General features: G+C 35.3%; 11 protein-coding genes. 8 read left to right on the top strand and 3 right to left on the bottom strand.

Going from position 1 to position 15,140, the window contains the following annotated elements:
- Positions 1 to 353 precede the first annotated feature (353 nt).
- Positions 354 to 1,337, top strand: a complete 984-nt coding sequence (locus tag IEV50_RS07235) for a potassium channel beta subunit family protein (RefSeq protein WP_188412570.1) — start codon at positions 354 to 356, stop codon at positions 1,335 to 1,337.
- A gap of 76 nt (positions 1,338 to 1,413) precedes the next feature.
- On the opposite strand, the gene IEV50_RS07230 is transcribed toward IEV50_RS07235, so the two are convergent.
- Positions 1,414 to 3,714 carry an ATP-dependent helicase gene (locus tag IEV50_RS07230; protein WP_188412912.1) on the bottom strand — a complete coding sequence of 767 codons (2,301 nt, stop codon included), beginning with the start codon at positions 3,712 to 3,714 and terminating at the stop codon, positions 1,414 to 1,416.
- 683 nt (positions 3,715 to 4,397) lie between these two features.
- Between IEV50_RS07230 and IEV50_RS07225 the strand changes: the two genes are divergently transcribed.
- The gene (locus IEV50_RS07225) at positions 4,398 to 4,709 is read left to right on the top strand and encodes a DUF493 family protein (protein ID WP_188412569.1); all 312 of its coding nucleotides are present in this window, start codon (positions 4,398 to 4,400) and stop codon (positions 4,707 to 4,709) included.
- 63 nt (positions 4,710 to 4,772) lie between these two features.
- On the opposite strand, the gene IEV50_RS07220 is transcribed toward IEV50_RS07225, so the two are convergent.
- Entirely contained in the window at positions 4,773 to 5,744 is a 972-nt protein-coding gene (locus IEV50_RS07220; protein ID WP_188412568.1) for an SGNH/GDSL hydrolase family protein, read from the bottom strand.
- Between the two features lie 259 nt (positions 5,745 to 6,003).
- Between IEV50_RS07220 and IEV50_RS07215 the strand changes: the two genes are divergently transcribed.
- Together IEV50_RS07215 and IEV50_RS07210 are read left to right on the top strand one after the other, a co-directional pair.
- Positions 6,004 to 7,374, top strand: coding sequence for a dipeptidase (locus IEV50_RS07215; RefSeq protein ID WP_188412567.1), 1,371 nt, complete (start codon positions 6,004 to 6,006; stop codon positions 7,372 to 7,374).
- 637 nt (positions 7,375 to 8,011) lie between these two features.
- A complete protein-coding gene (locus IEV50_RS07210; protein WP_188412566.1) occupies positions 8,012 to 8,992 on the top strand; it encodes a glycoside hydrolase family 43 protein in 981 nt (326 codons plus the stop codon).
- 174 nt (positions 8,993 to 9,166) lie between these two features.
- Here IEV50_RS07210 and IEV50_RS07205 read toward each other — a convergent pair whose 3' ends face one another.
- Positions 9,167 to 10,393, bottom strand: a complete 1,227-nt coding sequence (locus IEV50_RS07205) for an MFS transporter (protein WP_188412565.1) — start codon at positions 10,391 to 10,393, stop codon at positions 9,167 to 9,169.
- Positions 10,394 to 10,818: 425 nt separating this feature from the next.
- Between IEV50_RS07205 and IEV50_RS07200 the strand changes: the two genes are divergently transcribed.
- From IEV50_RS07200 to IEV50_RS07185, 4 genes are all read left to right on the top strand, one after another.
- Positions 10,819 to 11,154: a DUF5763 domain-containing protein gene (locus tag IEV50_RS07200; RefSeq protein ID WP_371870267.1), complete on the top strand. Its 336-nt coding sequence runs from the start codon at positions 10,819 to 10,821 to the stop codon at positions 11,152 to 11,154.
- Positions 11,155 to 11,318: 164 nt separating this feature from the next.
- On the top strand, positions 11,319 to 12,926 hold the full coding sequence (locus tag IEV50_RS07195) for an SIR2 family NAD-dependent protein deacylase (RefSeq protein WP_188412563.1): 1,608 nt from the start codon (positions 11,319 to 11,321) through the stop codon (positions 12,924 to 12,926).
- 166 nt (positions 12,927 to 13,092) lie between these two features.
- Positions 13,093 to 14,262: a hypothetical protein gene (locus IEV50_RS07190; RefSeq protein WP_188412562.1), complete on the top strand. Its 1,170-nt coding sequence runs from the start codon at positions 13,093 to 13,095 to the stop codon at positions 14,260 to 14,262.
- Between the two features lie 341 nt (positions 14,263 to 14,603).
- The gene (locus IEV50_RS07185) at positions 14,604 to 15,089 is read left to right on the top strand and encodes a hypothetical protein (RefSeq protein WP_188412561.1); all 486 of its coding nucleotides are present in this window, start codon (positions 14,604 to 14,606) and stop codon (positions 15,087 to 15,089) included.
- Positions 15,090 to 15,140 lie beyond the last annotated feature (51 nt).

The raw sequence follows: 15,140 nt of genomic DNA, 5'->3' as shown, positions 1-15,140 counted from the left end.
CGAACCCAATAATAAGGATAATTTTGGGGTTTTTCAAACTCAAGTTTAGGGTTTAAACGCAAAGGGTGCAAAGGTTTTTCGCAAAGAAGGCAAAGTTATTTTAACACTAGGCGCACAGAGATTTTTATTGAGAAAAGGACGATTAACCAGGGAAATTTTAAAATTTAATATGAAAATGCACAAAGAATTACCGTATAAGATGTCGAATAATTGATGTTGTTCTTCGTAATATACGTTTTTTAATTACTTGTTTGTTGTTTGTAAAAAATCTTTTAACTAAAACATTCTGTAACCTTTAATGGTAATATGGTGAAATTCAATCATTCAAAACTTAAACATTCAATAATTAAAATATGGAATATAGAAGATTAGGTAAATCTGGCTTGCAGGTAAGCGCCTTATCGTTAGGTAGTTGGTTAACTTTTGGTGCTCAAATTAGTGATAAAGTTGCCGATGAATTAATGGGGATTGCATACGATGCCGGCGTAAACTTTTTTGATAATGCTGAAGGTTATGCTGAAGGTAAATCAGAAATTGTAATGGGTAAAATCCTTAAGTCAAAAGGCTGGGAAAGAGAATCGTTTGTGGTATCGAGTAAAGTGTTTTTCGGGACAGAAAACAAAGGTCCAAACCAAATGGGTTTATCGCGTAAGCACGTTGTTGAGGCTTGTAATGCTGCTTTAAAACGTTTGCAAGTGGATTATCTGGATTTATATTTTTGCCACCGTCCGGATAAAAACACCCCAATTGAAGAAACAGTTTTAGCCATGAATACCTTATTGCAACAAGGTAAAATTTTATACTGGGGTACATCAGAGTGGAGCGCAGCAGAAATTACCGAAGCCATTGCTGTTGCTAAAGATTATCGTTTAATTGGGCCTACTATGGAACAACCACAGTATAATCTTTTTGAGCGTAAAAAACTAGAGGATGATTTTTTATTGCTTTTCCGCGATCATGGATTGGGTACCAGCATTTGGTCGCCATTAGCATCTGGTTTATTATCAGGCAAATATACTAAGGGCGATGTAAAAGATACGCGTTTGGCTGATGCGAAACTGGGTTGGCTAAAAGACAATGTTTTACAGGCTGATAGATTAAAGAAAGTAGAAGAGTTGCAGAAAGTTGCTGATAAACTGAATGTATCTTTAGCTAAATTCTCTTTGGCATGGTGCTTAAAAAACCCGAATGTAAGTACAGTGATTTTAGGAGCATCAAAAGGAGAGCAGTTGAAAGAAAACTTAACTGCTTTAGAAGTTGTGCCTTTGCTTACTGATAAAGTAATGGAGCAGGTGGAAGAAATTATGGGAACAAAACCAAAACTTCCACAATTTTAATAATAATTTGTCACGTTAAGTTTGTTGAACTCTATATGTATTTCGACAAACTTAGCGTGACAAGTTTTGAGCGTTTTTAATTCCTAACAATCATCAATTTTGCAAATTTCAGTAACAATTGCTTGTTGCCCAATCCTTGAAAAAACACAGTTGCTTTAACATCGGGTAAAGTACCTTCTAAACTAATAATCTTTCCGAAACCAAATTTTTCATGTTCTACTTCCATACCGCCTTGAAATTCATGTGGTTGCGATGGTGTAAAGCCAGGGGTAGGTACATGCGCCTTTGCCAGCAAAGAAGTCGTTTTCGGGCGAACGGGTGGGGCAGAAGTAGTACTTGCAGGTTTTGGCTTACTGAAAAAATCGCGAGGTTGCGATGTCCAGGTTTTGCGCTCATCATCAAAGTTTCCTTCTAAAGCACTTATTTTTGCCGGCTTAACATCTAATTCTAAAAACCTTGGATTGATTTCATTAATAAAACGACTTGGTTCACAATTGGTTAAGGTTCCCCAGCGATAACGAGAAGTAGCATAAGTAAGCGTTAGTTTTATCTCGGCTCTGGTAATCGCAACATAAAACAAACGGCGCTCTTCCTCTAAATCGGTTCGGTTTGTTAACGACATTTGCGACGGGAAAAGATTCTCTTCTAAACCAACAATAAACACGTTTTTAAACTCCAAACCTTTGGCCGAGTGAATCGTCATTAACGAAACAGTATCTTTATTTTTATCGCCATCCTTATCATCATTGGTTAAAAGCGCAACATCTTGCATAAAAATATCCAGACCTTTTTCTTCGATATCTTCACGTTCTGAGAACTCTTTTATACCATTTAAAAGCTCCTGAATATTTTCATATCTGCTTCTTCCTTCTACACTATCATCCGTATAAAGTTCCTTCAAAATACCTGCATGTTGAGCGATAAATAAGGCTGTTTCATAAGCGTCTAATTTTTTAGCCTCGGCTTGAAAACTTTGAATCATTACTGCAAAATCATTCAATTGGTTCGCCAAACGCCCTTCCACATATTGATGTGCGTTGGAAATCACATCCCACATCGTTTTATCGTTTTGGTCGGCAGCTACGATAATTTTATCGATAGACGTATCTCCAATTCCACGTTTTGGGTAATTAATAACACGTTTTATAGCCTCTTCATCTTTCGGGTTAAAAGTTAAACGGAAGTATGCAATTAAGTCTTTTACCTCTTTACGTTGGTAAAAAGACTGACCGCCGTAAATTCTGTAAGGGATATTAAGTTTACGCAAACCCTCTTCCATTGCTCTGCTTTGTGCATTTGTACGGTACAAAATGGCAAAATCTTTATGGTCGTAACCCTTCGTGCTGCGTTCTTGAATAATGGCTTCAGCAACCAATTTACCCTCTTCGTTATCCGTAAAAGCACGAGAAACCTTAATTCTATCGCCTTCAGCGTTCTCAGAAAATACATTTTTTTCGAGCTGATTTTTGTTATTGGCGATGATGCTACTAGCGGCATCAACAATATTTTGAGTAGAGCGGTAATTCTGCTCTAATTTGTAAACTTTCAAATCGGGATAATCGCGTTCGAAGTTTAAAATATTTTGAATATTCGCCCCACGAAAGGCATAAATACTTTGCGCATCATCGCCAACTACACAAATATTTTGGTAGGCAGCCGCCAATTTTTTTACAATAGTGTATTGCGAAAAGTTAGTATCCTGATACTCATCTACCATTAAATACCTAAATTTCTGTTGGTACTTATTTAAAACATCGGTATGTTCTTTTAGCAATATGTTGGTTTTGAAAAGCAAATCGTCGAAATCCATGGCACCTGCTCTAAAACAACGCTTCGCATAAGTTTCATAAATCTGCCCAATCAGCGGACGTTTATTTTGGATATCTTCTGCCTGAATTTGGTCGTTAGCCTGGTATTCGCCCCATGAAATCAGGTTATTTTTTGCTGATGAAATTCTGCCGAAAACGAAATTTGCTGCATAAAGTTTATCATCTAGCTGCATTTCTTTTAAAATGGCACGGATTACACTTTTGCTATCATCAGTATCGTAAATGGTAAAATTACTTGGATAGCCAATTTTCTCTGCCTCAACACGTAAAATTTTAGCAAAAACGGAGTGAAAAGTACCCATCCAAATATTTTTCGCCTCAGCACCAACCACTTTGCTAATACGCTCACGCATATCTTTACTCGCTTTGTTGGTAAAGGTTAAAACCAGGATATTAAAAGGGTCCGTACCAGTTTGGATTAAGTGCGCCACACGATACGTAATAACTCGTGTTTTGCCCGAACCAGCTCCAGCAACAATCATTACCGGTCCTTTTGTATTTTCTACTGCTGCTCTTTGTTGTGGGTTTAATCCTTCTAAATAATCCAAATCGGCTTCTGTTTTTTTGAGGCTCAAAAATAAGAATTCCTAAAGCTTTTTATTTAAATTGTGGAGAAATAGAAAGTAAATTCTTTCGAAAAGCAAAACCTGATTATCGTTAGTTGCGGTGGTCCTTTGCTTTGCTCATACGCCTGCAGGCCTTATGCTTTAGGCCAGTATCCGCTTCGCCAAGGTTTAGATAATTAAGGTTTGTACTACTATTTATGTTTAAAACCCAAAGTTGTATTTCTGCTTTTCATTATTCTGAATTCATTTCAGAATCTTTAAATTTAACATAACCATTTAAGGAATGTAAGAAAATATAAGCTTGTAGTATTCTGCACTTTGTATCCCTTTGGAGGGGCAGGGGGAGGTAATTTAGTTAACCATACTTTGTCGATTAAAAATGTTGCATTGCTAACCACCCCACTTTAATTCCCCCGCGGGCGGGGGATATAAGGTGCCTACCTGTATGATGTAAAAATAAGTTTTCGATAGGTGTGTTTCTTCGTTTGCTATTTGCTCTTTGTATCCCTTTGGAAGGGGAGGTATTATTATCGCCTACTCTTTTCAGGAAAATATAAGCCGATGAACTTATGTGCTATTTCTATGTATTTTATAGTAAAATTTATCAAACTTATGCCAAAATTACATACGGCCCATTTGGGAATAGAATTTGATATGTTATTGCTATGGAAGATAATAATATTAAGTTTAATGATATCCCAGAGGGAAATGGTGCAGATATTTACGCTAATTTGAAAGAGAAATTAGAGCGTGTGGAGCGGTTTCCAGGTATTTATAATTTTAAGTTCATTATAACAGGCGGAGTAGATAAGATACAAGAATTACGCAAGATTTTACCGAATGATGAATACATTGAGAAACCTTCTAAAACAGGTAAATATGCATCTATCACAGTAAAAAAAGAAATGAAAAATGCTGATGAGGTAATTGCCATTTATAAACAAGCTGCAAGCATTAAAGGTATTATTACACTTTAAATAGTAAAACTGTAGATCGAATTGGTTATAAAACGAATTTTTTGGTAGCTCTTATTGTTCTTACTACCTTGCTACAATAAACTTTTTAACAGCACTGTATTTGCCAGAATCTGATGATATCTTAAAAAAGTAAATGCCTGAAGAAAAAGTAGTTGTATTAATTTCGAGTGTGTGTTTCCCTGTATTTAAATACTCATTAACAACAGTTTTAGTTAACCTTCCCATCATATCGAAGATTTGAACACTAATTTTATCAGGTTCGGGAAGTACGATATCGATAAACGTTTGAGTAGATGCAGGATTTGGATAGTTTTGAGTTGCTACGAACAGTAAAAACTTATCAAAAATAGCTTTATTTATGGCGTCAAAAATTACATAACTAATTAATCTGTAGCCTCTAGCGTTAGGGTGAAAACTATCTTGATAAAGCCCAAAGTCTCTACGCATGGCACCATTAACGTCTGCTAAATAAATTCTGTATTCGGTGGCCAGTTTTCTGTAAGCGATATTTATGTTTCTTATATTTGTATTAACTGCAACAAGTGCTTTATTTGTTCTGTCATCAACATTTTGAAGGGTACAAATAATCGGTATAAGGTTTTGCTTCAGGCTAGTAGTAATCAATAGCCGCATGTTTACTGTGGTTTCTGCAACACTTCCTTTTCCGTTAGCTATTGCAAGGGCATCATTTATTCCCATAGATATAACAATAAATCCTGTACGAGCTCTAATTGCTTTATCAATTCTTAATAAACCTTGCATGGTTGTTTGTCCGCCAATACCCTGGTTTGTGATATTTACAACCTTTCCTGAATAACAATTTAGAAAATTACTTTCGAGCATGGTTTGGAATCCAAGCCCTTTTACGCCTTCTACAGTACTCGCCCCAAAAGTGACGATGTTGATGCTGTCTTTAGCATAATATTGGGCTGCTTCAGGGCAACTAACTTTTACGTTAGTTTGAGATAAAGCCATTACAGGGATTAAAAATGAAAAAAGCAGCAGAATATGCGATACAATTGCGCTTAATTTCATTGATAACTTATTTGTTTTGAGGTTTCTATGGGTGAATTTTAAAAGGCGCAATTTAGTAAAAAAACGAAATAATTAAGAGGTAGAATTAAATTAATTTGAATATTTAACACTTTGATTATATTGGCATAAAAAGTAAAACCTGTAGTGTTAAATATACTTAATTTTTGCCCGTCTGTAAATTACTCTTTTCGTTCATTTCTATCTATAATTTTAAGGGCTTTTACACTAAAATCCTATATTTGCTCAAATTCATTTTCTTATGCAAGAGATTAAAAATTATGTAGAAACACACAAGCAACGTTTTTTAGATGAGTTGTTTGAATTATTACGTTTTCCATCGGTAAGTGCCGATCCAAAATACAAAGAAGATGTTTTAAAAACAGCTGATTATGTGGCTCAAAAGCTAAAAGATGCAGGTGCAGATAAAGTAGAAATTTGCGAAACTGCAGGATATCCTATCGTTTACGGCGAAAAAATTATAGATGGTTCTTTACCAACAGTTTTAATATATGGCCATTATGATGTACAGCCGGCAGATCCGTTAGAATTGTGGCACACACCACCTTTCGAACCAACTGTTCGTGATGGCAAAATTTATGCCCGCGGGGCTTGCGATGATAAGGGTCAGTTTTATATGCATGTAAAGGCATTCGAGTTAATGATGGAAACCAACACTTTAGCCTGCAATGTTAAATTTATGATTGAAGGGGAAGAAGAAGTTGGTTCGGCAAATCTTGGTATTTATGTTAAAGCAAATGCAGAACGCCTGAAAGCCGATGTTGTTTTAATTTCTGATACGTCGATGATTAGCATGGAAAACCCATCAATAGAAACCGGATTACGCGGTTTGGCTTATATGGAGGTAGAAGTTGTTGGTCCTAACCGCGATTTACACTCTGGTGTTTATGGTGGTGCAGTTGCAAATCCGGCTACAATTCTTTGTAAAATGATTGCTTCTTTGCACGATGAAAATAACCATATCACCATTCCTGCTTTTTATGATAAAGTTATTGAATTAACAGATGAAGAAAAGAAAGCTTTAAACTCTGCTCCTTATGATGAAAACGAATACAAACAGGATTTAGATATTAAAGAAGTTTGGGGTGAAAAAGGCTACTCTACTTTGGAGCGTACAGGAACTCGGCCTACTTTAGAAGTAAATGGAATTTGGAGTGGTTATATTGGCGAAGGTGCTAAAACCGTTTTGCCAAGCAAAGCAAATGCTAAAATTTCGATGCGTTTGGTGCCAAGCCAAAGTTCAGAAGAAATTGCTGAGATTTTCACTAAGCATTTCGAAAGCATTGCGCCTAAAAATGTAAAAGTTAAAGTTACACCACATCATGGTGGCGAGCCAGTGGTAACGCCAACTGATAGTATTGCTTATCGTGCTGCAGAAAAAGCTATAGAAGATAGTTTCGGCAAAACGGCTATTCCAACTCGTGGCGGTGGTAGTATTCCTATTGTTGCTCTGTTTGAGGATGTTTTGGGGATTAAATCGGTGCTTTTTGGGTTTGGTTTAGATAGTGATGCATTGCACTCACCAAACGAGAAATATGATATTTTTAACTATTACAAAGGAATAGAAACCTTGCCTTTGTTTCATAAATACTTTGCAGAATTGAGCAAATAAATTTTTTATCAGTCTGAGCGATTCGAAGACTAATTATCCCTGTTTATTTATAGACAGGGATTTTTTTTGAAATCAACGTTCAGTTTTTCAATGGTTCTGTAGTTCCGCCTTGGATAGTTTTGCTAAAATGGCTCCGGCATTAACTTACTCCCCTCCTAATTTAGGAGGGGGCGGGGGTGGTTAAACAAAGGTCGAAGGACAGATGTTTTTGTTTTCGACTATAAAAAAGGTCTTCTACTCCGCTACCATTGACGTTATTTTTACCACAAGTATTTTAAACCATATAAGGCATGTAAGAAAATCTAAGCTTAAATGGCCTTACATTTCTTAAATGGTTAATTTTTCTAGCTGTAACAACGTCATTTATACTGATTTTTATACAACAAATTAACCCTCACACAAGGAATTTGCTTAATTTAATAATATCTGGTGCCTGGCGGTGGTTAAAAAACCTCAATAGAATTGCCAAAAATGCCATATAAACCCGACCTGAATGTAAAATCCTTTGCCGATTTTTTTTCGGTAAAGATTTGAAATGGGGGCGGGACTGAAAAAACCGATGCGTACTGAAACTGCTTTCCAAAATCATTAAGCGAACTTAATTCTTTAAGAAAGTATTTTTTTATAAATTGTCCTCATGAAATACATATGCTCATCTCTTTTACTTTTAGCAGGAATTACTTCTTTTGCACAAAGTACTAAAACGATTAATCAATCTGGAAATCCCATTTTTAAAGGTTGGTATGCTGATCCCGAGGCAGCAATCTTTAAGAACAAATATTGGGTCTATCCAACCTATTCTGCAAAGTATAAAGAACAGGTTTTCCTTGATGCCTTCTCATCTGATGATTTAACCAATTGGAAAAAACATGAACATATTTTAGATACAGCAGCGATTAAATGGGCAAATAAAGCCATGTGGGCTCCAGCAATTGTAGAAAAAGATAAAAAATATTATCTGTTCTTTGGTGCAAATGATATTCAAAGTGATAATGAAGTGGGTGGAATTGGTGTAGCAGTTTCTGATAAACCTGAAGGGCCTTTTAAAGATCATTTGGGTAAACCTTTGGTAGATAAATTTCATAATGGTGCACAACCGATTGACCAATATGTTTTTAAAGATAAGGACGGTCAATATTACCTGATTTATGGTGGATGGAAACACTGTAACATCGCTAAATTAAATAACGATTTTACGGGTTTTGTGCCTTTCGAAGATGGAACAATTTTTAAAGAAATTACGCCAGATAAATATGTCGAAGGTCCTTACATGTTCATCAGAAACGGAAAATACTATTTTATGTGGAGCGAAGGTGGTTGGACGGGCCCTGATTATTCGGTTGCTTATGCCGTTGGCGATTCGCCTTTTGGGCCATTTAAAAGAGTTGATAAAATATTAGAACAAGATGCATCAATTGCCAGAGGAGCAGGGCATCATTCGGTAATTTTTAATGAGAAAAAGAACAAATATTATATTGTTTATCATCGTCGCCCGTTGACTGAAACAGACGGAAACCACCGTGAGACTTGTATCGATGAAATGAAATTTGATGCTGATGGAAAAATTCTTCCGGTAAAAATTACAAACGAGGGTGTAAAAGCTGAAAGAGTAAAATAGTTATCAGTTGCCAGTTTGCAGTTCCTAGTTATCGGTTGCCGATTTAGGGCTTCTATAAACTATTGTTTCTTTTAAAATGATGGTATTGAGCGTAGTCGAATACCTTTTATATTGCCCTTCGACTACGCTCAGCGTGACTCATGCGAAAATTTGCGGATTGACTTTTAATATGCGCTAATTGGTGCCTAAAATGGTTTTTTCCTGTTTTTTATCGAGGATGCTAAAACCATAAGCACAAAGTAAAAGGATGCAGGCCAATCCAAACCACAGCCAGTTGTAACCCAAGTGTTTTGCAATAAAAAATCCGGCTAAAGGGCCAACAACTTGTGCGCAAGACCAACTCAGTGTGTAGCCTGCAGCATATAAACCACGATTATGCTCATTACTTCTGCTAATTACAACCGTATTAATAAATGGCAAAACAAACATTTCGCCAATGGTAAAAACAACTATGGTTAAAACTGCTGTTAACACATGGAAAATTATTGGAGCACTTAATAGTAAATAAGATACAGCAAAGAAAATAGACCCAATGATGATGAAAAACATCGGCGATTTTTTCTTTTCAATTTTGTTAATCATTATCATTTCAAAAAGAGCAATAATTGCGCCGTTTAACCCAATAATTATCCCAATAGCAAACTCATCTATGTGCCATTCTTCTTTAAAAAATACCGGAACAACCCTGAACATTAAAAATGCACAGGTAATAAATAAGGTGGTTAATAGAATGAACTTAACGTAAAAACCATCTTGCCAGGGTTTAAGAATAACAATTGTGCTGCGGTTTTCTTTAGCTTTTTTTATGAAATCCTGCACTTTTGGTAATAGAAATAGAATCGAAATACCTACTAAAATACTTACCGAACCTTCTACAATAAACAAAAGTTTGTAGTTAATTGAGGCAATTATCCCTGCCATACTAATGCCTGCCGACCAGCCAATATTTACAGCTAATCGGTTTAATGAATAGGAGCGGGTGATGGTATTTTCTTTAGCATAATGCGCCACAGCTGTAAAATTAGCGGGGCGAAATGCTTCAGAAAAAAAGCTGATTACGACGGACAAAATGCACAGTGTAGAAAAATGCGTGATGGTAGAAAATAATATAAAAAGCAATCCACCGATAATGGATGATAAAATTTGAACCGGTCTGAAACCAATAATATCAGTTAGTTTTCCACCCGTTGCAGAACCTAAAATGGAGCCCACACCAAACAATGTAATAATTAAACCGGCATCCATTTCGCTACGGTGCAGGCTTTGTGTAACATACAAGCCCATAAATGGAACGGCCATACTTCCGCATCTGTTAAACATCATTACTATGCTAAGCAACCAGGTTTCTCTGCTTAATCCGCTAAATGAAGATTTGTAGGTGTTTAAAACGAGCTTGAACATGGTTTGGTTTTCGAGCTGCAAAAGTAGTAAAACGGAGTGTGATAAAAGGATTGTTTTTTATTGAAATATTTAAATAAGCTGCCCTTGCGAGGAACGAAGCAATCTATTTTAAAAAAAGAGCTAAACGCCCCTCCTTATTTCAAGGAGGGGCTGGGGCAATGTCATTAACTTAAGCAAAATTGCCTGTCAGTCTGAGCTCGTCGAAGACCAATTTACTGTCTAAAACAAAAAAACATTCTTCCTTCGACAAGCTCAGGATGACAACGTTTTTTCATTTTCGCCTTAAGTTAATGACATTGGGTGCTGGGGGTGATATATTCTATTCCTTTTACCAATTTAGTTTTTATGGCTTGGAAATCAATAAATTAAACGTAATTTTAACTTAACTAAATATTTTAAATCAACCCTCAACGCTCTTAATTATTTTGAAAACGCTTCTCTTTCTTTTAATAGGCAGCCTGCTGCTTTTTAACGCACCAACACCTAAAAATTATTCCTTTCGCAAGCCAGTAGCTACGTGTTATGGCAAAAGCAATTGTATCGCTTGTTCTAATTGCTCGGGTTGTAAACATTGCAACAGCGGCGGTAGTTGTGGCGTTTGTGCAAATGCGAAATCAACAACGATTAATACCTTTAGCAGCAGAAAAACAATCACCACAAGCAATAGCTATGTTGGGCAATGTAAAGCGTTTACCAAAAAAGGAGCGAGGTGCAAAAGAAGTGCTAATGGTAATGGCTTTTGCTGGCAACATGGGAAATAGAATAAGGTTACGGGAAACCGTAAGGAGGTGAGGGTAGGAAGGAGTAGGTTTGGGGAAGAAATATTGAATGTTAAAAGATATTAAACGTTTATATTCGATTCTAAACGGTTAAGTTGCCGCAATAAGTAAGTTAGCGGATATTGTAAAACGACAGACAACATCGAATGAAAAAATATAAATACATAGAATATTTTCCGAAACCATTCTTACAAGACTTGGTTAGTAATCGCTGTTTACCGATAATCGGAGCTGGCTTTTCTAAAAATGCTGACATACCTAAGAACAAGAAAATGCTTGACTGGGATGAACTTGGAAAGGCGATTGCTCAAGACATTCAGGACTACAAATACACTAATGCTATTGATGCAATTTCTGCATTCTGTCACGAATATTCCAGAACTAATCTTGTTGAAAAACTTACAGAACTATTGTTGTTGAGTTCTGTTAAGCCCGGAAAAACTCATAAGGCTTTCTGCGAATTGCAGTTTGACATTGTTTGCACAACTAATTTTGAATTTTTACTTGAACAAGGCTATGGACTAATTCCTAAATACTGCCGACCAATTATTGATGAAGACCAGCTTTCTATTTCTAATTCTAGTGATGGAATTACAATTCTTAAACTTCACGGAGACCTGCATCATCCGAACAAATTGGTTGTTACCGAAGAAGACTATGATAGATTTCTATCAAAAAATCCAATGCTGGCAACATATTTAGCAAATTTACTTATTATAAGAACTCCATTATTTATCGGCTACAGCTTGGACGACACTGATTTTAGACAAATTTGGCAAGTAATAAAAGACCGACTAGGAAATCTCCGAAGACAAGCATACGTTTTGAAAATTGCTTGCTCTCCACACGAAAAGGCAAGATTTGAAAGAAGAGGTGTTAAGGTAATTAATATAAAAGGCAATCCTTCCGACTACCCTAAAATTTTAGAAGAAGTCTTTACTGAACTTAAAGACTATTGGAATGATGAAGTATTAAAACTGCCGACAGTTAGTGAGGAAGCTACATTAGCTGAACTCGCTTTGCCAGACGACACAAATAATAGGTTATGTTTTTTCTCGATACCAATAAAATTTTTACCCTTTTATAAAAAGTATATTTTCCCAATTGCAGCGGGAAAAGGGTTAGTTCCTATAAGTGCAGATGATGTCATTTCAATTGGTGACAATTGGATAGCCAAAGTATCCGCCTTGATAAACAGAGCAGAATTTATTGTTTTAGACCTTGCAACTCAAAACACAATGTTTGAGCTCGGACTGGTTTTAAGTCAAAGCAAGCATAAAAATAGACTTTTAATTATTCGTTCAGAGAATTCTCCTATTCCAGCGGACATTCAAAATTTACTATACATATTAAGGCCTGACAATCCATTTGAAGCAATTGATGAGCTTAGTGAAAGAATAGAACATTGGTTTAGAGATGTCGTAGAGCCAATGAAAACAACTTATGACGAAGAGCCAAACAGACTCCTTAAAAAGAAAGAATACCGAGCTGCTGTAATTTCTGCGATGACTTTACTTGAGGTTAATATTCGACAGAGAGTTGAAACAATGAAGGATGTTCCTATTAAAACTACTGTACCATATTCAATTTATATTTTAGCAAAAGATTTTGGTATAATTCATCAAGAGGATTTTGCTAAAATCAGAATGTGGTCTGACACACGAAATAGGCTTGTCCATACGAAGGCAACTGTAAATGCCACAGACGCAAAGAGAATAGTTAATGGTGTATATGAACTTATTGGACAGAACTAAAACAACATCCGCTAACAGGCGTTTGGCAAAAGTGACGGTGTAGTGCTCCGCAGACACATTGGAGGTTAATCAAAGTTTGGTTCTCCGCATCAACATGCGTAGTGAAAATCGTCACCTTCGCCAAGCGCCAAAACGTTATAGGTAACCCCCGAAAAATCGCCCAGAAATGAGAGAACAAGAATATTGGATAACGAATTCCGAAGAAAATAAGATTAAAGACGAATTTTTCTGTTTTGCAGACCCACGAGAACTGAGAGATAAAATTGACCAAACACTAACAAAAGAACATTATAAATGGGAAGAATTGGATACGAACGAAGAAGACCTTTTCTACGAGTGTCATTATAAATCAAATGAGGCTGACCTAAAAATAGAAATATGCAAACCTGATAAATTAAAACCTTACTTATTAAGCATAAAAGTGCTGGGAGGAACTGATCCACTCAAAGAAATTTCAAAGCTTTGTAAAGTAAATATGTGGTCGGCTTGCAACACTAGTTCACTAGAATATTTGGACTTAGCAAAAACACAGACCTGTTCCATCATAGAAGAAGATAAGGAAAATGAACGAAAGAATTACTGGGAAGAGTTCAATAAAGCACAAGAAGAAGAAGAACAGCGCAAGGTTGATTTAGAAGAAGACAAAGAAAACCGCAGTTATAATGATAATTCAATTGAAACAGAATTCTATAAAACCCCATTTGGAAAAGTAATATTTGAAGAAATTAGTAATAACAAAGAACTGTTATCATTAAAAAAACTAATTAATTTTCCATACGACGATTTTCAAAAACTAAAAAACGATGTGAAAAAGGGCACTTCAAAGGTCTTGTCATTTTACAAATACAAGCTCTTGAAAGGAATAAATAAGGATATTAAAAGTATGTTATACCACGATGTTACGATTTTTATGCCCAATTTAATCATACTTATTTCAATCATCCTTGCCATATTTCTAAAGGATTGGACATTTCTACTAATATTACCAATAAAATTTATAATTGGTAGGTTGACCACAAATTCAAACGACAAACCATACCTCAAATATTTAGCATTTACTGTATTCATAGCAAGTATATATCTATTTTATCTTGGCCATATAAATATTTCCATAATTGTTTTATTATCAGGAGTTCTACTTAGTTCGGTATTAATTGCCCGACATCAATTTAATAGCGCTATGACTAATCTGGCGTTAATTAATGAAGAAATTTTTTGCTATTTAATAATTACCGACCACATTTGGTTAAAAACTAAGAACGACCTTTATATCTATAGTGCTGTAAAAAGAGCAAATGATATGATTAACAGTTGGGAAATTGATGGCAAACTCTAAAATGGCTACCTATAACAGCAAATTTGTGCAAAAATGGCTGACGGTGGTTTACCTTATTTCATCCGTTATTAACCTAATTTAGTGCTGGCTGACAATGGTTGTGCAAGCAACGCCATTTCTGCGCAAATTTCCAAAACGTTATGGGTAAATGTTACCCTAACGAAACTCATCGGTCAATGAAAGTTTGCTGACACATTCGAATTAAACAAAACTTAAACTGAACAGAAATAAATAGCACAATATAATTTGAACCTTTTAAAAAACAATTTCAGAACCAACGAAATTATCAATTGAACATCTGAATTGTAAAATATAAACTTTATACTTAAAATGAATTTGAAATGAACTTTTTAATTACCATTATACTTTTAATTATTACCGCTATTGTTCTTGGTGGAGTTTCAATTTTTGTGATGAATATTTCATCCTCCATAGTTTATCAATTTATAAAATCGGAAATTAAAATCTCTACCAAATATATTATTGCGTTAATAATTTTAACACTCATCCATTCATATATTTTTTTATCATTTCTAAGTACCTTAATTTTATTATGTTATGCATGTACAACAAAAGTAATGGGGTTTAAAATTATTTTATTAGGAATTGCTTTTATAATAAGTGTAATTCTTGCGTTTAGTGGGTATATTCAAGCTAAAAATAAGTTAAATGATTTAGATGTAGGCAGGCAAGAACCTTTCCATGTAAATGCTTTGGGATTAAACGCTTTGATTAGCTCTATTGGTTTTATAGTATTATCAATATTTCCTAAACTAATATCTTTTGGATGGCCTTGGGTTGAAAAAATCGTTCATAACTTTGTTTAAAATTGGTAATAAAATCGAGGTCTAATGGCAGAAAACTTTGACGACAGCAAT

The organism is Pedobacter mendelii (genome assembly GCF_014635725.1).
Classification (GTDB): domain Bacteria; phylum Bacteroidota; class Bacteroidia; order Sphingobacteriales; family Sphingobacteriaceae; genus Pedobacter; species Pedobacter mendelii.
This window is presented reverse-complemented; position numbering and strand designations above follow the sequence as displayed.

Coding starts and splice junctions, on each gene's coding strand:
- IEV50_RS07235 (WP_188412570.1), top strand. CDS start 354: ATGGAATATAGAAGATTAGGTAAATCTGGCTTGCAGGTAAGCGCCTTA.
- IEV50_RS07225 (WP_188412569.1), top strand. CDS start 4,398: ATGGAAGATAATAATATTAAGTTTAATGATATCCCAGAGGGAAATGGT.
- IEV50_RS07220 (WP_188412568.1), bottom strand. CDS start 5,744: ATGAAATTAAGCGCAATTGTATCGCATATTCTGCTGCTTTTTTCATTT.
- IEV50_RS07215 (WP_188412567.1), top strand. CDS start 6,004: ATGCAAGAGATTAAAAATTATGTAGAAACACACAAGCAACGTTTTTTA.
- IEV50_RS07210 (WP_188412566.1), top strand. CDS start 8,012: ATGAAATACATATGCTCATCTCTTTTACTTTTAGCAGGAATTACTTCT.
- IEV50_RS07205 (WP_188412565.1), bottom strand. CDS start 10,393: ATGTTCAAGCTCGTTTTAAACACCTACAAATCTTCATTTAGCGGATTA.
- IEV50_RS07195 (WP_188412563.1), top strand. CDS start 11,319: ATGAAAAAATATAAATACATAGAATATTTTCCGAAACCATTCTTACAA.
- IEV50_RS07190 (WP_188412562.1), top strand. CDS start 13,093: ATGAGAGAACAAGAATATTGGATAACGAATTCCGAAGAAAATAAGATT.
- IEV50_RS07185 (WP_188412561.1), top strand. CDS start 14,604: ATGAACTTTTTAATTACCATTATACTTTTAATTATTACCGCTATTGTT.